Annotated in this window: 17 protein-coding genes (1 of these 17 cut by a window edge); 15 read left to right on the top strand and 2 right to left on the bottom strand. The window is 52.7% G+C overall.

All coding sequences use genetic code 11. The features are described 5' to 3' along the window. Position 1: 1 nt before the first annotated feature. The 8 genes from aroQ to ACOCF6_RS02205 all read left to right on the top strand — a co-directional run bounded on the left by aroQ (position 2) and on the right by ACOCF6_RS02205 (position 8,648). Positions 2-436 carry a type II 3-dehydroquinate dehydratase gene (gene aroQ, locus ACOCF6_RS02240; RefSeq protein WP_482458760.1) on the top strand — a complete coding sequence of 145 codons (435 nt, stop codon included), beginning with the start codon at positions 2-4 and terminating at the stop codon, positions 434-436. A gap of 85 nt (positions 437-521) precedes the next feature. Further along, on the top strand, positions 522-1,589 hold the full coding sequence (locus tag ACOCF6_RS02235) for a M24 family metallopeptidase (protein WP_482458759.1): 1,068 nt from the start codon (positions 522-524) through the stop codon (positions 1,587-1,589). Between the two features lie 69 nt (positions 1,590-1,658). Then, on the top strand, positions 1,659-2,129 hold the full coding sequence (gene accB, locus ACOCF6_RS02230) for an acetyl-CoA carboxylase biotin carboxyl carrier protein (protein WP_482463244.1): 471 nt from the start codon (positions 1,659-1,661) through the stop codon (positions 2,127-2,129). Between the two features lies 1 nt (position 2,130). Further along, positions 2,131-3,471: an acetyl-CoA carboxylase biotin carboxylase subunit gene (gene accC, locus ACOCF6_RS02225; RefSeq protein ID WP_482458758.1), complete on the top strand. Its 1,341-nt coding sequence runs from the start codon at positions 2,131-2,133 to the stop codon at positions 3,469-3,471. 5 nt (positions 3,472-3,476) lie between these two features. Continuing rightward, the gene (gene gcvH / locus ACOCF6_RS02220; RefSeq protein ID WP_482458757.1) at positions 3,477-3,863 is read left to right on the top strand and encodes a glycine cleavage system protein GcvH; all 387 of its coding nucleotides are present in this window, start codon (positions 3,477-3,479) and stop codon (positions 3,861-3,863) included. A 75-nt stretch (positions 3,864-3,938) separates the two neighbouring features. Beyond that, complete coding sequence (locus ACOCF6_RS02215; RefSeq protein ID WP_482458756.1) at positions 3,939-5,420, top strand: TolC family protein; 1,482 nt, start codon at positions 3,939-3,941, stop codon at positions 5,418-5,420. Next, positions 5,420-6,262 (top strand): menaquinone biosynthesis protein, encoded by an 843-nt coding sequence (locus ACOCF6_RS02210; RefSeq protein WP_482458755.1) that lies wholly within the window; start codon positions 5,420-5,422, stop codon positions 6,260-6,262. Before ACOCF6_RS02215 ends, ACOCF6_RS02210 begins: the two co-directional genes overlap by 1 nt. Before the next feature lies 1 nt (position 6,263). Beyond that, the gene (locus ACOCF6_RS02205) at positions 6,264-8,648 is read left to right on the top strand and encodes a putative bifunctional diguanylate cyclase/phosphodiesterase (RefSeq protein WP_482458754.1); all 2,385 of its coding nucleotides are present in this window, start codon (positions 6,264-6,266) and stop codon (positions 8,646-8,648) included. 7 nt (positions 8,649-8,655) lie between these two features. On the opposite strand, the gene ACOCF6_RS02200 is transcribed toward ACOCF6_RS02205, so the two are convergent. Both ACOCF6_RS02200 and ACOCF6_RS02195 read right to left on the bottom strand, forming a co-directional pair. Continuing rightward, complete coding sequence (locus ACOCF6_RS02200) at positions 8,656-9,096, bottom strand: NUDIX domain-containing protein (protein ID WP_482458753.1); 441 nt, start codon at positions 9,094-9,096, stop codon at positions 8,656-8,658. A gap of 106 nt (positions 9,097-9,202) precedes the next feature. Beyond that, positions 9,203-9,496: a PxxKW family cysteine-rich protein gene (locus ACOCF6_RS02195; RefSeq protein ID WP_482458752.1), complete on the bottom strand. Its 294-nt coding sequence runs from the start codon at positions 9,494-9,496 to the stop codon at positions 9,203-9,205. 171 nt (positions 9,497-9,667) lie between these two features. On the opposite strand from ACOCF6_RS02195, the gene ACOCF6_RS02190 reads away from it, so the two are divergent. The 7 genes from ACOCF6_RS02190 to ACOCF6_RS02160 all read left to right on the top strand — a co-directional run. Next, entirely contained in the window at positions 9,668-11,086 is a 1,419-nt protein-coding gene (locus ACOCF6_RS02190; RefSeq protein ID WP_482458751.1) for a phosphoglucomutase/phosphomannomutase family protein, read from the top strand. Between the two features lie 95 nt (positions 11,087-11,181). Continuing rightward, complete coding sequence (gene nifU / locus ACOCF6_RS02185; RefSeq protein WP_482458750.1) at positions 11,182-12,054, top strand: Fe-S cluster assembly protein NifU; 873 nt, start codon at positions 11,182-11,184, stop codon at positions 12,052-12,054. Continuing rightward, entirely contained in the window at positions 12,051-13,226 is a 1,176-nt protein-coding gene (gene nifS, locus ACOCF6_RS02180; protein WP_482458749.1) for a cysteine desulfurase NifS, read from the top strand. Before nifU ends, nifS begins: the two co-directional genes overlap by 4 nt. Before the next feature lie 154 nt (positions 13,227-13,380). Next, positions 13,381-14,655: a 2-oxoglutarate dehydrogenase complex dihydrolipoyllysine-residue succinyltransferase gene (gene odhB / locus ACOCF6_RS02175; RefSeq protein WP_482458748.1), complete on the top strand. Its 1,275-nt coding sequence runs from the start codon at positions 13,381-13,383 to the stop codon at positions 14,653-14,655. Between the two features lie 11 nt (positions 14,656-14,666). Continuing rightward, a complete protein-coding gene (locus ACOCF6_RS02170) occupies positions 14,667-15,860 on the top strand; it encodes a tetratricopeptide repeat protein (protein WP_482458747.1) in 1,194 nt (397 codons plus the stop codon). Positions 15,861-15,918: 58 nt separating this feature from the next. Next, the gene (gene lpdA, locus ACOCF6_RS02165) at positions 15,919-17,388 is read left to right on the top strand and encodes a dihydrolipoyl dehydrogenase (RefSeq protein WP_482458746.1); all 1,470 of its coding nucleotides are present in this window, start codon (positions 15,919-15,921) and stop codon (positions 17,386-17,388) included. A 97-nt stretch (positions 17,389-17,485) separates the two neighbouring features. Beyond that, positions 17,486-18,943, top strand: the 5' portion of a protein-coding gene (locus ACOCF6_RS02160) for an aconitate hydratase (RefSeq protein ID WP_482458745.1). The gene runs 474 nt beyond the window's last position; 1,458 of the gene's 1,932 nt are visible here — the first part of the coding sequence; the start codon lies at positions 17,486-17,488; its stop codon lies beyond the right edge, outside the window.

Below are 18,943 nucleotides of genomic sequence, written 5' to 3'. Positions count from 1 at the left end.
CATGAAGATTATTGTTCTGCATGGCCCCAACATTAATCTGCTTGGAAAGCGTGAGCCCGATGTGTATGGCACCCTGACCATGGCAGAGATAAACCAGTCAATAGCCACGTTGGCAGCTGATCTCGGCTGTACGGTCGCATTTTACCAATCCAACTCCGAGGGCGACCTGATAGATACTATTCAGTCGGCCTCGGGCGAGTATGACGGCATCCTGATCAATCCGGCCGCGTACACCCACACCAGCATTGCCATTCGTGACGCACTCGCTTCAATCGGGTTGCCGTTTGTTGAAGTGCATCTATCCAATGTCTATCGGCGTGAGGGGTTCCGCCATGTCAGCCTGACAGCCCCTCTGGCGATTGGTCAAATCTGCGGATTCGGCTGCGAAAGTTATCTGCTCGGATTACGTGCCATTTTTAGCCATCTTAAAAACTGATAATGCTTGTTTAGGTCGTCAATACATTGTCATCCCGATATTTATTCACCTCATGTAAAAACAGTTTGTAGAGTTGGTTTCATTTATGCTAAAAAACAGACGCTCTCGCCTCACACCGTTCTTTGAAGATAATGCTTTGGATGTACTCTTATTCACAAATCTCACGAATATCCGTTATTTGTGCGGATTCAGCGGTTCTGACGGTGCGTTGCTGCTGACACGTGATCAGGCCTGGTTTCTGTGTGACTCCCGTTATACCACCCAGGCCGCTGCTGAGGTGGGTTGTGCTGAGATCAGGGAGTATTCCGCCAAGTATGAAGCGATCTGCTCGCTGATTTCCGACCAGAAGTTCCTGCGGATTGGCTTCGAGTCCAGCCATACGGTTGTCTCGGATTTCAGACAGCTGACCGAGCGTCTGATCGGTTGCGAGTTGGTGGGTATCGGTGCTTCGCTGGATGCCATCCGCTCCTGCAAGGATCAGGGTGAAATTGAGATTCTGAGTGGAGTTGCCGCATTGGCATCCGCCTCTTTACAGTCAGCTCTTGTGTCACTCAAGCCTGGAATCAGGGAATCTGAGTTCGCTTTGGCGCTTGAGATGGAAATGCGCCGGCGTGGTGCCGATGCCAGGGCATTTGATTTTATCGTGGCTTCGGGCGAACGTGGCGCAATGCCGCATGGTCGCGCATCTGGCAAGACGCTCTGTCAGGGTGAAATGGTGACCATCGATTTCGGTGCCGTCAAAGACGGCTACTATTCGGATGAAACCGTTACTGTTTCACTTGGTCGTACCAGCGATCGTGGCCGCGAGATCCACGCAATTGTCAAGGAAGCGCATGACAGGGCGATCGCAGCGGTCAAACCCGGGATACGGTGTGTGGATCTTGATGAGGTCGCACGGAGTTACATACGGCAACAGGGCTATGAAGATTGTTTCGGGCATGGCCTGGGACACGGAGTAGGACTGGATATCCATGAAAAACCTGTTGTATCACCTCGCAGTAACGCAGTTGTAGAAGAAGGCATGGTTTTCACCATTGAACCGGGCATCTATATTCCCGGTTTTGGCGGAGTCAGGATTGAAGACACGGTAGCTGTTACGGCTGATGGATGTGTTGTGCTCACGCAGGCCCCCAAAGAACTGATTGAGTTGTAGGCCGTGCAGACGGCCCTGATAGGTTGGTCATTGCATCATCGACACCATTGAATTTAAAGGAGACACATGATGGACATCAAGGATTTGAAGTTATTGGTAAAGATGATTACGGAAACCGACATCACTGAATTTGAACTTGATAATTCGGAAGAGAAGATCGTTATTCGTCGTGGTCCCAAAACGGAATATATTAATGTTGCTGCTCCTGCGGCACAGATGTTTTCTGCTGCCCCGCAGGCGGCAGCGTCACCAGCGGCTGCCGTGGGTGCACCAGCTGCCGTCGTGGCAGCTGTCGAGGCCGGCGAGACGGTTAATTCGCCAATCGTTGGATCATTCTACCGTGCCCCGGCACCGGATGCTGCTCCCTACGTGGAAGTCGGGCAGGTTGTTGAGAAGGGACAGGTGCTCTGCATCGTGGAAGCCATGAAACTCATGAATGAAATCGAATCAGAGTATCGCTGCAAGATCGTCAAGATTTGCAAGGAAAACGCCCAATCAGTTGAGTTCGGCGATCCGCTCTTTATAGTCGAAAGGGTGTAGTATGTTCCATAAAATTCTTATCGCCAACCGTGGTGAGATTGCCATCCGTATTATCCGTGCCTGCAAAGAGATGGGCATCAAGACGGTAGCAGTCTATTCACAGGCCGACATTCATTCCCTGCATGTCAAGCTGGCCGACGAAAGCGTCTGTATCGGTCCTGCTTCCAGTGCATTGAGTTATCTCAATATCAACGCCATCATCAGTGCCGCAGAATTGACCGATGCCGAAGCGATTCATCCCGGATACGGATTCCTGTCCGAAAATGCCAACTTCGCTGAGGTATGTGAAAAATGCGGCATAGTCTTTATTGGCCCAACTGCCGAGAGCATGCGGATCATGGGTGACAAGATCAGTGCCCGTCAGGCCGTCATCAAGCAGGGCGTTCCGATCCTGCCCGGGACCAAGGAAGGCGTACATTCAGTTGAAGATGCCGTCAAGGTGGCTAAGGAAATAGGTTTTCCGGTTATCATCAAGGCCACAGCCGGTGGCGGCGGTCGCGGAATGAAAATTGTGCACTCCCAGGCAACCTTGCCCAATGCCTTTGCAACGGCCCGCGCCGAAGCTCAGGCTGGATTCGGCAACCCGGAAGTTTATATCGAGAAGTATTGCGAACAGCCGCGCCATGTTGAAATTCAGATTCTGGCCGACAAGCATGGTAATGTCATTCATCTTGGCGAGCGTGACTGCTCTATTCAGCGCCGTCATCAAAAACTTATCGAAGAAGCCCCCTCTACGGTCGTCACACCTGAAATCCGTAAAGCAATGGGAGAGGCGGCTGTCAGGGCTGCAGCAGCAGTCGGATACAACAGTGTCGGCACGATCGAGTTTTTAGTGGACAAAAACAACAATTTTTACTTTATGGAGATGAACACGCGGGTTCAGGTTGAGCATCCGGTGACTGAAATGGTTACCGGTGTTGACATCGTACGTGAACAGATCCGGTCTGCTGCCGGACTTCCTCTGCGCTACAAACAGGAGGATATCCAGATCAGGGGGCATGCCATAGAGTGTCGCATCAATGCCGAAGACCCCTTTAAATTTACTCCCTGTCCCGGTAAGATCACGGCCTATCACCCTCCCGGAGGCCTGGGGGTGCGCGTGGATTCCTTTGTGTATGACCAGTACTCCGTAGTGCCTCATTATGACTCGTTGATCGGTAAGCTGATTGTGCACGCCGACACACGCGATGAGGCTATCAAACGCATGGCCAGGGCTCTGGATGAATATATGATCGACGGGATCAAGACGACTATCTTCTTTCACAAACGTATCATGGCCAATAAGGATTTCATCGAAGGCAATATTGACACATCGTTCCTTGAAAGGATCGTATTGGAGTAGCGAGTATGGACTTTCCCGAAGAGCTGAAATATTCCAAAGAGCATGTGTGGGTTCGGGTTGAGGGTAACAGTGCTGTAATCGGAATTACCGATTACGCCCAGGAGGAGTTGGGGGCCATATCCGGAGTCGAGTTGCCGGATGAAGGGGATGAGGTTGAGCAGGACGATTCAATCGGTTCCATTGAGGCCCGCAAGACCGTGGCGGATATTTATGCTCCCTTCAGTGGAGTTGTCGTCAGTGTCAACCAGGAGGTGCTTGACAGTCCGACCCTGCTGAATGATGACCCCTATGACGGTGGCTGGCTGGTGGAGGTCGCCCTGGACGACACGGATGAAATGAAGGGCCTCATGACAGCTGATGATTATGCCGATTATGTAGAAAACAGGGATTAGAAATTTTCTGAAATTTATGCTATAAGGGGCGAGATTATTGATCTCGCCTTGTTTTTTTTCTGAAAGGAATAATCTGTGAAACGTGTCTCCCTGATATCGTTACTATTGGTATGGCTGCCGTCAGCTTCCATTGCAAACGCTGCTCCCCTGAACCTCTCCTTGACCGAAGCCATCCGGATGGCTGCCGAGAAGAATCTCGATGTCCGTGCGGAGTACTACAATCCGGCACAATTTGAGGCGGACATTAATCGCAGCAGGTCAATCTATGACCCATTCCTGGTGCTCGAAACGACGTATGCTGATTCAACGTCACCCTCTCTTAACTCTGCTTCCACCATCAATGGTCAGACGTTTGACGCAAATGCGTCTCTGTCCCAGCTGCTATGGACCGGAGGTACGGCTTCTGCTGTGTACAGGAACCGATATACCACTACGAATTCAGCAAGCAATGTGCCGTATTATTGGGAGTCGCAACTCGGTGTATCGTTCAGTCAGCCGCTCCTCAAGAATGCCGGTCGTGAAAATACCGAGATCAATATAACCATTTCCCGGCTTTCGAAGTATGCCTCGTTCGAGCATCTGAACACGCGACTGTTAAATACCGTGGCGCAGGTGCGGACGGAATATTTCAAGCTCTACAATCTGCGTGAACAGCTGCAGGTTAGAAAGGTTTCTCTGGAACTGGCCCGCAAGATTCTGAATGAAACCAAGGCCCGGGTTGATGCCGGTGTGCTGCCGGCGATGGAAATCCTTAACGCTGAATTTGGCGCCGTTTCTCGGGAAAAGGATGTCATTGATGTTGAAAAGGCACTCAGTGACCAGCTTGACGTACTGCGTCTGCTGCTGCAGATTGAGGGCCGCTCCGATATTGCAGTGGCAGACCCACCCATGCGGGAGCTGTATCCGGTTTCTGAAGAAGACGTTATCAGGCGGGCCTTGAACCGTCCAGACATTAAGGAATTGAAACGTACTCTTGAAATCAATGAGCTGCAGACCCGCGTTTTCGGGAATAATATCAAGCCCGACCTCAAGTTTGTTGCAACGGCCGGCCTTGCTGCCCAGGCCCGCACCTACTCCCGCGAATTCGAAAAATTAGGGACGCTTGACTCACCCTATTGGTCAATCGGTCTGAATTTTTCTTATCCGCTCGGCAACCGGGCGGCTGAAAACGATTATCGCAAGAGCCGCCTTAAGACTGAACAAACGGCACTCCAGATCAAGAGTCTTGAAGCTGGCGCAACTACAGATGTAATGGCAGCAATTCGTGGTGTTGCTACCGGGTATAAACAGATCGAGGTTGCTGAGCGGGGTCGGGCCTACGCCGAAGAGCGACTGAAGGCCTTTATTCGAAAAAACGAGGTAGGACTTGCCACAACAAAGGATGTCCTGGATGTTGAAAACGATCTGGCCGCTGCCAAGAATAACCAAATAAATGCGCTTGTTTCGTATAACAATGCGATCACGCTGCTATGGCAGTTGGATGGTGAACTGCTGGAGCGTGAGGGGATTCGGGTTGTTGAGGCCGATGTTGATAAATTTTACAAGAATTCACGCTGATGCTACGGATCGGCCGCATAGAGTATGCCAACTGTACCCCCATTTTCAATGCGTTATTGAAAGATGGTTTCAGTGATTGCTACCAGCTTGTCGGGGGGGTTCCTGCCCAGCTGAATGCCCTGCTTTCTGGGGGGGGGGTTGACGTCTGCCCGTCATCCTCAATTGAATATGCGCTCCATCCCGAGCGCTACCTGATTCTGCCGGATCTGTCGATCAGCAGCGTAGGTGCTGTCGGAAGTGTCCTGCTTTTTTCCCGTGTACCTCTTGAGGCTCTGGATGGCCGAAATATCATGCTCAGTTCCGAATCTGCTACCTCGGTAAATCTGCTGAAAATCCTTCTGGAAAAACGTTTCGGCTGCCGCTGCAGTTATTCGGTACAAACATCTTCTTTCGACGAAGCTCTGCGAGACGCCCCCGCATTATTATTAATCGGCGATGCAGCATTGCGCGCATCATACCTCGAATCGAATTTACTCGTATTTGATCTGGGCCAGCTGTGGTTCACGTGGACCGGTTTGCCGTTTGTGTTTGCACTGTGGCTCTGCAGAAGGCAGATGGCCGAAGCCTGTTATGCTGAAGTGGCAGATCTGACCATGAAGTTGTTGGCAGCAAAGGAATACGCTCGAAATAACCTTCAGTCCATAGCCGAGAGTTCTCCCGAAGCCTCCTGGATCGGGACAGACCGGCTTGTGGATTATTGGCGTGAAAATATTTCATGGGATCTTGACGGGCGGCATCTGGAAGGACTAATGCTGTTTTATCATTATTGCACCGAGCTGGAACTATTGGAAGCCGAGCCTGAACTCCAGTTTTTAGCAGGCCCTCCCCAGAAGGATATTTAACATGGATTTCAGGACAGCCAAACAAAATCGATCGTGGATGAGTTCCCTCTCCAAGACTATCGAGGGTATTGCCGACCCGTTACAACGACGGGAAGTGGAACGATTCGACGACCTTTGTTCCAGGGTTTTGATGGTCGCACGAACCCGCTGGATCATGCTGATCGTTGTTGCGCTCTACGGTCTCTGTGCGGCGCTGAGTTTTTCCATGAGCAGTCTCGGGTTTTGTTTCGGTTTGGAGCAAACCTCCTACCTCCTGCTGTCCGTTGCTGTCGTCGTACTTTACAATGTTGCACTCAGCAGGTCGTGTACCTTGCTCCGCCGTTTTACCAGCCTCATTCATGTCCAGATCGGGCTCGATCTGTTGTGTGTAACGGTGCTGATCCATTTTACCGGCGGCATAGTCAGCTGGTTCTGGCCGGTCTACCTGCTGGTAACGCTGGAGTCGGCATTTCTTTTTGAAGATAAGCGGGATGTCTGGTTGATCGGTACATTTGGAGCGGTATTGTATGGCGCTTTGTTGCTGATGGAAGGATTTCATGTCCTGAACCCGATTGCAATGCCGTTTATTGATGCTTCGCTGTACGAGGATTTCCTGTTTCAGATGCTGCAGTGGCTCTGGGTGGCCGGTATGAACGCCACGGTGGCCCTGATCGGTGCATTTGTCATGGATGTGCTGCGCCGTGATCGCGCACGGATCAAGGAGGGGGAAGATGCGCTGCTTGGTTTCATTAATTCGGCCAATGATCTGATATTCTGTTGCAGTCCGGATGGTCATATACTCTATGCCAATACGATCTGCTGTGAGGCGTTTGCATTTAAAGATGCAGATCTTGGTAGTCGCAACCTGTTTGATTTCATTGCCCCCGGCGCACGAGACAACCTCAGAAAACAGTTCGATGGTTTGAAAAACGATAGCCAGCTTGGCCATGTCGAATTGCAGCTCCATTCGGGGGGAGTTGATTCCATCTATGTTGAGATGAGTCTTTCCTCCAGCTCTCACGGGGCTGGCATGACTACTCTTTGGGGTGTGTGCCGGGATATTACCGAGCGAAAAATTGCTCAGCATGAACTGTATAAACTTGCTCACCACGATATTTTGACCGGCTTGCCAAACCGGGTTCTGTTGGAGGACCGCCTGCAGCAGGCCAAGGCATTTTCTCACAGAATGAACAGTCTTTTTGCCGTGCTGTTTCTGGATCTTGATCGGTTCAAGATGATCAATGATACGTTGGGACATTCGGTGGGTGACGAGCTGTTGCGCATGGTGGCTGCACGTTTGAAGCGGACATTACGGGAAACAGATACTGTCGCCCGTATTGGCGGTGATGAATTTATCATCCTGCTTACGAGCGTTAATAGTCACAGTGATGCAGAGCTGCTTGCAGATAAGGTGCTGAAATCGCTGACTCTGCCATTTAAATTGCATGACCATGAACTGTTTGTTTCGACCAGCCTCGGTGTATGCATGTATCCTGATGACGGTGAGGATACGGATGACATGATGAAGAAGGCAGATATCGCCATGTATTATGCCAAATCATTGGGGCGCAATAATGTCCAGTTTTACAATGATGACATGGACCAGAATGCTTCGCGGCGATTTGTCATATCCAACAGTCTTCGACGCGGGCTGGAACAGAACGAATTCCGGGTGTATTACCAGCCGAAAGTGGATGTGGCCTCTGGCCGGATTGTTGCTATGGAGGCTCTGGTACGTTGGGAACATCCCGAACTGGGACTCCTGTCGCCGGTGGAGTTTATCCAGCTGGCAGAAGAGAACGGACTGATCATGCAGTTGGGGGAATGGGTCCTGCGGGAGTCCTGTCTTCAAAACGTAAAGTGGCAATCCGAAGGGTTTATGGATTTGAGGGTGGCGGTGAACCTGTCCGGGTATCAACTGCAGCATACAGCGCTGCTCGCCACAATCCGAAGGGTCTTGAAAGAGACCGGCATGTTGCCGGAACAGCTTGAGCTGGAGATCACCGAGAGCGTGATCATGCAGAATCCTGATTTTGCCGTTTCAGTCCTGTCAGTCATCACTGATCTTGGTATTCACATCTCGATTGATGATTTCGGGACCGGATATTCCTCCCTGTCGCATCTGAAGCGTTTTTCAGTCAATACGCTGAAAATTGACAAGTCGTTCGTGCGTGACGTAGAACTTAGTTCCACCGATGCGGCAATCGCTACTGCCATTATTGCCATGGGAAACAGCTTGAAATTGAATGTTATTGCAGAAGGGGTTGAAACCCAGGCCCAGTATGAATTTCTTAAACTGAATAACTGTGATCAGGTGCAGGGTTATCTTTTTAGTCGGCCATTGCCCCCTGATGAGCTCTTTGAGCTGCTGAAAACTAACCACCGGGATATGATCAAGATTACATGATGGGTGATCATCTTATTGTGGCTGCATAATCGGCCAGAATTGCTGCATGATCGAAGCAGAGAACTTCCGGCAGGTCAGCAACTTTGAAAACTTTCAAATTAACGGCATCGTCAGCGGCTTGTGGCGTTCCGTGCCCTGTTGCGACATAGACAGTTGAGATGGTATGCGCCCGTTTATCCCGCCCGGGATCTGAATAACACCCCAATAAACTCAGATTGCTTATGTCCAGTGATGTCTCCTCGCGCGCTTCGCGCACTGCTGCAGTTTCCAGGCTTTCGCCGTAATCCACAAAACCGCCAGGCAGAGCCCAGCCATAGGGAGGGTTTTTGCGTTCAATCAGCACAATCCCGTCCTGGATTTCGATTATGATATCCACTGTTGGAAAGGGATTGCGATATTGTTTGACTACTGAACCACAGGCGGGGCAGTTGAGTGTGTCAAATGGCATAACGTGCTCCTTGACCTGATAAACAGGGTGCATTTACTGGCGAAGTAATAAAGAAAAAGGGGGATGAATGAACATCCCCCCTTGTGCCTGCTGGTTGTAACTATTACTACTTTTTCTTGCTGCCGCCTGAAGCCTTTTTGGATGCCTTCAGCGGGTTGACCTTCGTATCATCAACCTTGATCTCGATTTTGACGTGGCTGGCAAAATTGCAGATCCCGTTGTTCCATTTTTTGGCGGGTGCCGGATAGGCGCTGCACACCTGGCCGATAGAACCGGTGACGATCCGCTCACAGCCCTCACAATTCTCAACGATCGTCTGGCAGGAACCATCCGTAAAAATACAACCTTGCTTACCCCAAAAGGTACATTCGGTACCTGGAAGTACTGTCTGACACTGCATGCTTCTTCCTCCTGAATGTGTGCTGAATTGAAATTTAACTCTAACAAGTATGGATGAAAAAAGTCAACAGGAAAAATCCTTTATATAAACGGCTCTTTGACTTGACGGGCGGGCGTTGGTGTACTATTGTAATACGACAAATGCTGTCTTATTATGGTCAGGAGGTTTTAAATGACGCGTATTGCCTTCGGAACGTCCGGTTGGCGCGGTATTATGTGCGAGGATTTCACGTTTGACAATGTCAAGGCGGTCATCCAGGCGATTGCAGACAACCTGATTGCTGCCGGCGAACAGCACAAGGGTGTTGTCATCGGTTATGATACACGTTTTATGGGACAGCGCTTTGCTCAGGAAGCTGCCCGCGTCTTTGCCGGAGCGGGAATAAAATCATACCTGTGCGACCGGGATACGCCGACACCGGTCATCTCCTTTGAAATCCTGCGTCGTGGAGCCGCGGGCGCGGTAAATTTCACCGCCAGCCATAATCCTCCTGAATATAACGGTGTAAAGTTCTCTCCTTCCTGGGGAGGGCCGGCCCTGCCGGAAACCACTCAGGATATCGAGCGGCGCGCCAACGAAATGCTGGGCGAGGTTTGCTATAAAGAGGTTCAGCTTGATGTGGCCCTGCGAAACGGACTGGTGGAGCGTATTGATCCCCGTCCGGCCTATCTGGCGGACCTTGAAACAAAAATCGATTTCGATGCCATCAAGAGCATCGGAAAACTCGGGGTTGATACTCTGTACGGTACCGGTCGTGGTTATCTGGATGGACCTTTGAGCGCACACGGCATTGCCTATACACTCATCAACGGTAATCCTGATCCATATTTTGGCGGCCATCCTCCTGAACCGGCCGAGAAGCATATTCCCGATTTCATCTCTCTGGTAAAAGGGGATCCGGCCATCAGACTGGGGATTGCCACCGATGGCGATGCGGATCGTTTTGGAATTCTTGATGCTGATGGAAGCTACATCGAGCCCAACTATATCATCGCCCTGCTCCTTGACTATCTGATCCGTGTGCGCAAAATGGAGGGAGGCGTTGCCCGAAGTGTCGCGACGTCTCATCTGATCGATGCAGTGGCAAAAAAACATGGTGTGCCTGTTTATGAGACACCTGTAGGGTTCAAGTATATCGGCGAACTGATCAGTCAGGACAAACTTGTTATTGGCGGTGAAGAAAGTGCCGGGCTCACTATCCGCGGCCATGTGCCTGAAAAAGACGGCATCCTGGCCTGCTTTCTGGTGGCCGAGATGGTTGCCCGTGAAGGTAAAACGGTACGGGAATTGCTGGAACGATTGTACGGTGAGGTTGGCAGGGTCGTTACGCGCCGTGACAACCTCAAGCTTTCCCCGGAACTGGAAACTGTGTATGCCGACAAAGTCGACGCAGTGCCTGCTGAAATTGCCGGTGCCAGGGTCAAGGAGATCATCAGGATTGATGGAACCAAGTTGATTCTTGCCGACGGCAGCTGGATCCTGTTCCGAAAATCCGGCACCGAACCGGTAGTGCGTCTTTATGGAGAGGCAGCCAATGATGCCCGCCTGGCAGAGGTCATAGAGGCCGGCAAGAAGTTCATTCTGGGGTAACTACTGACCTGCGGCATAGAGGCTGCGGGTCAAAGCTGGCAGTAGTGAAAACGCTGACTGAATTACATACAACTTAATCTGGAGGCTACAAAGTCATGTGGGATTATACACCGGTAGTTAAAGATCATTTTCTCAACCCTCGTAATGTGGGGGATATCCCTGATGCCGATGCAGTTGGCGAAGTCGGTAGCCTGGCCTGCGGAGATGCGCTCAAACTGTATCTGAAACTGGATGAAAACAAGGACAAGATCGTCGACGCCAAATTTCAGACCTTTGGTTGCGCCAGTGCAATCGCTTCTTCATCGGCCCTCACCGAGATGGTCAAGGGGAAAAATCTGGACGAGGCCCTGGCCATAAGCAATCAGGATATCGCCGATTTTCTGGGCGGCCTGCCGGAAGAAAAGATGCATTGTTCGGTGATGGGGCAAGAGGCGCTGGAGGTAGCTATTGCCAAGTTCCGCGGACATGAATTGCCCGTGCACAGCCATGACCATGATCACGGTCCGGCCTATCCCGACCAGGAGGGTACGGTTGTCTGCAAGTGTTTCGGTATTACCGATGTCTTTCTGAAGAAGGTAATCGAGACCAACCGTCTGACCACGCCTGAGCAGGTAACCCACTTCACCAAGGCCGGTGGCGGCTGCGGCGGCTGCATCCCGAAGATCAAGGAACTGATTGATGAAGTCATGGGGACTCGTCCCGAGGAGCCGCGCAAGCGCCCCGAGAAACTCTCCAACATGAAAAAGATGCAGCTGATCCAGGAGGTGCTTGAGCGAGATATCCGGCCGCTGTTGTGGGCTGATGGTGGAGATCTGGAACTGATCGATATCGATGGTTCAAAGGTGCAGGTTGCTTTCCGCAAAGCCTGTGCCGGCTGCGCTTCATCCGGCAACACCGCCCGCATGGTCGAAATCAAGCTGCGTGACCTGGTGGCCGAAGATATTGTTGTTGAGGAGGTCTCAGTATGAAAGAGATCTATTTCGACAATAATGCCACCACCAAAGTGGACGAAGCGGTCTTCGAAGAGATGCGCCCCTATTTTTGCGAACTTTACGGCAATCCAAGCTCAATGCATTTTTTTGGAGGTCAGGTGCAGGGAAAGGTGACCGAGGCCAGGGGGCGCGTGGCGAATCTCCTGGGTGCTTCGCCGGAGGAGATTGTCTTCACGGCCTGCGGTACCGAGAGTGACAACGCTGCCATCCGTTCGGCACTGGAGGTGTTTCCTGATCGACGACACGTCATCACCAGTCGGGTTGAACACCCGGCCGTGCTGACCCAGTGTCGCAACCTGACCCAGAAGGGCTACCGTGTAACTGAAATCGGTGTGGACGGTGCCGGGCGCCTGGATATGGAGGAACTGAAGTCTGCAGTCGATGACGACACCGCAATTGTCTCTTTGATGTGGGCCAACAACGAGACCGGTGTGATGTTCCCCGTTGAAGAGGCGGCAGCCATAGCCAAGGCTAAAGGTGCGCTCTTTCATACTGATGCTGTGCAGGCGGTTGGAAAGATTCCAATCAATATGAAAACCTCGCAAATTGACATGCTGTCCCTCTCTGGTCACAAGCTGCACGCCCCCAAGGGGATTGGCGTTCTCTATCTGCGCAAGGGTACTCCCTATCGACCGTTTCTGGTGGGGGGGCATCAGGAGAAGAGCCGTCGGGCCGGAACTGAAAATGCTGCTGCCATTATTGCACTGGGAAAGGCCTGTGAACTGGCCGGGCTGCATATGGAAGCCGAGAACACAACGGTAAAGGCTCTGCGAGACCGTTTGCAGGATGCCTTGATGGCGGCCATTCCCCATGCCCGGATCAATGGCGGCGGAGCTGAGCGTTTGCCCAATACCACCTCGATTGCTTTCGAGTTCGTAGAAGGTGAGGCCATTCTGATGTTGCTGTCTGAATTGGGCATCTGTGCTTCGTCCGGCAGCGCCTGTACCTCCGGTTCGCTTGAGCCGTCCCATGTACTGCGTGCCATGGGTGTGCCTTTTACCTGTGCCCATGGATCGATTCGTTTTTCACTATCCCGCTTTACGACCGATGCTGAAGTCGATACGGTTATTCAGGAAATGCCACCAATCATTGCCAGGCTCAGGCAGATGTCACCGTTTGGGCGTGAGTTTTTGAAGGAACAGGCGTAAGTATTTCATCACATTACAGTAATAGCGGGGGCGACCAGAGTGAGATGGTCGCCCTTTTTGCTGGTGAATTGATCAAAATTATATAAAATATGAGCAGCACGTGTAACCTCAGGTAACGTGTCGACGTATCATCTCTACGTAAGGGAGCTACATTATGGATATACGGATTCCGGAGGTGGGTGAATCAGTACAGGAGGCCCTTCTTGCCAAGTGGTTTAAAAAAACCGGGGATATGGTGAAAAAAGATGACCCGCTGTGTGAGATTGAGACTGACAAGATAACAATGGACGTACATGCGGATGCAGCCGGTTCTCTCACGATTCAGGTTGCGGAAGGGACCACTGTTAACATCGGTTCGGTGATCGGATCAATTGCCGAACAGGAGGGAGCTGCAAACGTTTCGCCGGTTCTTGCAACGGATGACGCAGCATCGCTTTCCCCTGTTGACGAGGTCAAGGCAACGGCTACATCGCCATCAATTCGTCGAGAAATGCGCGAGCAGGGTGTTGATCCCGACACCGTTGCCGGTACGGGCAGGGGGGGGCGGATAACGCTGGATGACCTGTTCTCGCGCATCGAAGAGAAGGCCCGCCGCATACCTGAGGCTGCTTCAGGCATGCAGCAGGCTGCGGTGCAGCCGGGCGTTTCCGTGCCGTCTGCTGCTATACAAAATGATATCCCCGTACCAGAATTATCGGTGCGCAGCGAGGAGTCGCCTCCATATGAGGTACGCCGTGACGTACGCAAAGCCATGTCTCCAATCCGCAAACGGATAGCCGAGCGCATGGTGTCGGTCCGCCAGCAGACGGCCATGCTGACAACCTTCAATGAAGCGGATGTAACCAGGGTAACAAACCTGCGCGCGAAATACCGCGATCATTTTACGGCACTACATGGCGCTCCCCTGGGGCTCATGCCGTTTTTTGTCAAGGCTTGCGTGGAGGCCCTGCGTGAGTTTCCTGAGGTAAACGCCAGTATCGATGGCGACGATTTTGTGTTCCACAACTACTATGACATCGGTATTGCCATTGGTGCGGAAAAGGGTCTGGTCGTGCCAGTATTACGTGATGTCGACAAAATGAGATACTTTGAAATTGACCGGGCCATTGTCACATATAAGGAGAAGATTGCAACCAACCGTCTTGCAATCAGCGATCTGACCGGGGGCACCTTTACGATCAGCAACGGCGGTGTGTACGGTTCAATGCTTTCAACCCCGATTTTGAATCCGCCACAGAGCGCTGTACTCGGGATGCATGCTATCCAGGATCGACCGGTAGTGCGTGATGGTCAGATTGTTATACGCCCGATGATGTATCTGGCACTGTCCTACGATCATCGCATCATTGACGGTCGCGAGGCGGTTGGATTTTTGAAAAAGGTCAAAGAATATATAGAAGAGCCGGAAGAACTTCTGTTGGAAGGGTAAGAAGGCCCGTGGTGAAACTGCCAAGGATACTGCTGGCACTGCTGGCACTGACGCTGCTTCCACTGATCGCAGTAGGCGGCAGTATTGAAGGGCGTCTGGCCTACCGCAAAGGCGATTACGTTACGGCGCTGCGCGAATTCAACTCGGGAGACCAGGGGGGACCTGTCGGCACGTACTTTCTGGCGCTGATGTATCTGCATGGAGAAGGGGTGCCCAGGGATGAAACCCGCGGCCTGGAACTTCTTCGCAGTTCCGCCGATGAAGGGTATTCTGCCGCCCAGTATCTTCTGGGGCAGCATTATCTGTATGGTCGAGGAGTAAGTAAGAACAAGGCCCTGGCCACGTCATACCTGTTGGCAGCCTCAGCGGGCGACGACTATCGCGCGGTTGTGTTGCTCAAAATCCTTGAAAAAGGGAGTCGAGGGGAACGGAAGGACCGGGAGCGCGTTGTTGCTGTCGTAAAGCAAAAGGCAAAAGCCAAGGTTCCCGATGCCCAGTATACCCTGGCGTTCATGTATCTGATAGGTGATGGTGTGCCGAAAGATGGGTCTGAGGAGGTGCGCTGGTACCGCGCCGCAGCAACAAAGAGTCCCCGTGCGGCCTTTATGCTGTCCCTGATGTATCATTTCGGTGAAGGTGTGCCGCAGAAACCGGCGGAAGCGGTTCGGCTCATGCGGATAGCAGCCGAGCGTGGTGATGTTCGCGCCCAGTATTATATGGGGACATTTTATTATCAGGGTGTCTGCTCGCAGGTTGACCGGCAGGCCGCCGCGGACTGGTTCAGGAAGTCGGCAGTTGCAGGGTATGCGGAAGCGCAACTGGCTTACGGCATGGTTCTGCTTTCCGGTGACGGTGTTGCCCAGGACAAGGCCCAGGCGATCGAATGGCTCAGTAAGGCGGCTCAACAGAATAACAGCAAGGCCAGAGAGGTGATCGGGGAGTTGCTGACGTATCGTGGCCAGCCAAATGTTTCCCCTGCAGCTTGTGAAATTGCTGCAGGCGCAGGTTCTGAACATTTTCAGGCTGAAAATCAGCTGCGCCTTGAAAATAGAGGTCTTATCCTCGATCAGGGGCTGTTCGGCCTGAAGTTTTCGCTGCCAACCCTCTATGATGCCTACGCGCCTCAGACCCAGATTTCATCACATTCAATATGGGAGAAACTGCAGGGGGGCACGTTTGAAATAATTTTTCGGCATCCAAACTAGATTTGAAGCTGTCTGTACATAATATGGCGGCGATCCATGCAGAAACCGGAGGGAAGCTATGCCTGAAAAAGTATGTTTTGATCTGATCGTCATTGGTGCCGGCCCTGGCGGATATGTGGCCGCTATTCGGGGAGCCCAGCTGGGTATGAAAGTGGCGGTGGTTGAAAAAAGGACCACGTTGGGCGGCGTCTGCCTCAATGAGGGCTGCATTCCCAGCAAGGCGCTGCTTGATTCCAGCGAGCTGTTTGCCCTGGCGCGGGACAGGTTCGCCCTGCATGGAATCGGCATTGATCCGCCCCGGCTTGACCTGGCAGCCATGATGCGTCGCAAGGACGACGTTGTAAAAAAAATGACGGATGGTATTATCTATCTTTTCAAAAAAAACGGGATTGAACATATTACCGGAACGGCCTTGCTGAAGGGGCCAGATGCTGAAGGAATGCAGGAGGTTTCGGTCAAGACCCTCCGGCAGTTGACTCTTCCTGACGGCAGCAATCAGCCGGAGGTGGAAAATAGCGCGGGTGACCTTACATTGCGTGGCAAACGGGTGTTGCTGGCTACCGGCAGCGAAGCGGCCGCACTTCCCGCTGTTCCCCCGGATGGTCAGGTAATTGTCACCGCAAAGGAGGCGCTCTCGTTTGACAGGCTTCCCGAGCATCTGATCGTGGCCGGTGGTGGCTATATCGGCCTCGAACTGGGCTCTGTCTGGCGACGCCTGGGGGCTCAGGTAACGGTCATCGAGATGCTGCCCCGGATCCTTCCGACCATGGATCGCCAGGCAGCCGATATCTTGTACCGCTCATTGCGCAAGCAGGGGATCCAGTTCAAGCTGGGCACCCGGATCACCGGTATTCGTCGCATCGGCACCAAAGCGATAGTGCAGTTTAACGACGGCAGCGGCAGTGAAGAGATCGATTGCGACCGCGTGCTGGTGGCTGTGGGACGTAAACCGCTGACAGCCGGTCTGGGGCTGGATGATCTGGGTGTAAGCTGTGATGAAAAGGGGCGGGTGATTGTGGATGCGGACTACCGTACCACAGTTGCGGGCATTTATGCTGTCGGCGACCTCGTGGCGGGGCCGATGCTGGCTCATAAGGCATCCGAAGAGGGTGTTGTCTGCGTGGAGCTCATGGCCGGTCAACATTCAATTGTTGAATATGACTACATACCCGGCGTCTGTTATACTTGGCCGGAAGCCGCTTTTGTCGGACAGACCGAGGAGCAGCTCAAGGAATCCGGCGTTCCCTACCTGGCGGGCAGGTTCAACTTTGCCGCCCTCGGACGGTCCCGCTGCATGGATGAGTCAGAGGGATTCGTCAAGATTTTAGCCCATGCTGAAAGCGACCGGGTCCTGGGGGTTCACATCGTCGGACCGCGGGCCTCAGACCTGATAACAGAAGCGGTTACGGTGATGAGTTTCGGTGGGACCGCCCGGGATATCGCCCTGACCTGCCATGCCCATCCGACCCTGCCTGAAGCGATCAGGGAAGCGGCATTGGATGTTCATAAAGAGGCGATACACGCATGATTTGAGCAGCACCTATGTGGTTTGTTACGATTACGCCATGTGAGTTTCTTGATGGTGAAAGTGGCTTATACTGGTAGTATCGAAGGAGGTTAGTGACATGGCAAAGAATCTTGCAACTAAAATACTTGAATCACACCTGGTTGAAGGTGAACTGAAGCCGGGTACAGAGATCTCCATACGGATTGACCATACCCTGCTGCAGGATGCCACCGGCACCATGGCCATGCTGGAGTTTATCGCCATGGGGTTGCCGCGGGTCAAGGTAGAACTGGCCGCCCAGTCCATTGACCACAACCTGCTGCAGACCGATTACAAGAACGCCGACGACCATGTCTTCCTGACGAGTGCAGCCATGAAATTCGGGGTGCACCTGTCCAAACCGGGCAACGGGGTCTCCCACCAGGTGCATCTGGAGCGCTTTGATGTGCCGGGCAAGATATTACTTGGAGCCGATTCCCATACGCCTACCGCGGCAGGTCTTTCAATGATCGGGATCGGCGCCGGCGGTCTGGATGTGGCACTGGCCATGGCCGGACATCCGTTTAATCTGCCCTGTCCCAAGGTGTTTGGAGTCAAGCTGGTCGGCCAGCTTCCCGAGTGGGTCTCGGGCAAGGATGTCATTCTGGAATTGTTGCGTCGTCATACGGTCAAGGGAGGCGTCGGCAAGATAATCGAATATTACGGCCCGGGGGTTGCGACACTGTCGGCCACCGACCGGGCGACCATCGGCAATATGGGGGCTGAGCTGGGGGCCACCTCGTCCATTTTCCCGTCAGATGAACGAACCCGCGAGTTTCTTGTGTCGCAGGGCAGAGGAACGTGCTGGCAGACGCTGACAGCCGATGATGGTGCTGCCTATGATGAGTATGACGAAATTGACCTGTCCGCGCTGGAGCCGTTGATCGCCTGTCCCTCGTCACCTGATAATGTGGTGACTGTGCGTGAAGTGGCGGGGACCAAGGTTGATCAGGTCATTGTGGGCAGTTCGGTCAACTCATCATACCGCGATCTGATGACTGTTTGCAGGATTGTGGAAGGGAGCCGTGTGGCACCCGGGGTACATTTTCATGTCAATCCGGGCAGTCGCCAGGTACTGGAAAATGTTGCCCAGGATGGCGGTGTCTTGATGCTGCTGATGGCAGGTGTCAGCATTCACCAGTCAGGGTGTCTGGGATGCATTGGAATGGGGCAGGCACCGGGGACAAATCAGGTGAGTTTGCGTACCTTCCCCCGTAACTTCCCCGGCCGCAGCGGTACCAAGGGTGACAAGGTCTATCTCTGCTCTCCGGAAACAGCGGCCGCATCCGGGCTCGCCGGTGTGATCACCGACCCGCGGGATCTCGGCAAACGCATGCAGTGCCCTGGAGTGTGCAACCCGGATCAGTACCTGCTGGATGATTCCGGCATCATCTCGCCGTTGGAAGACTCTTCGGAGATTGAAATAAAAACCGGTCCGAATATTGTACCCTTCCCGGATTTCGAACCCTTGCCCGATACGTTGCGGGCGGAAGTTGTCATCAAGCTGGGTGATAATATAACCACCGACCATATTATG

This window comes from Geobacter psychrophilus (genome assembly GCF_056821595.1).
This window is presented reverse-complemented; position numbering and strand designations above follow the sequence as displayed.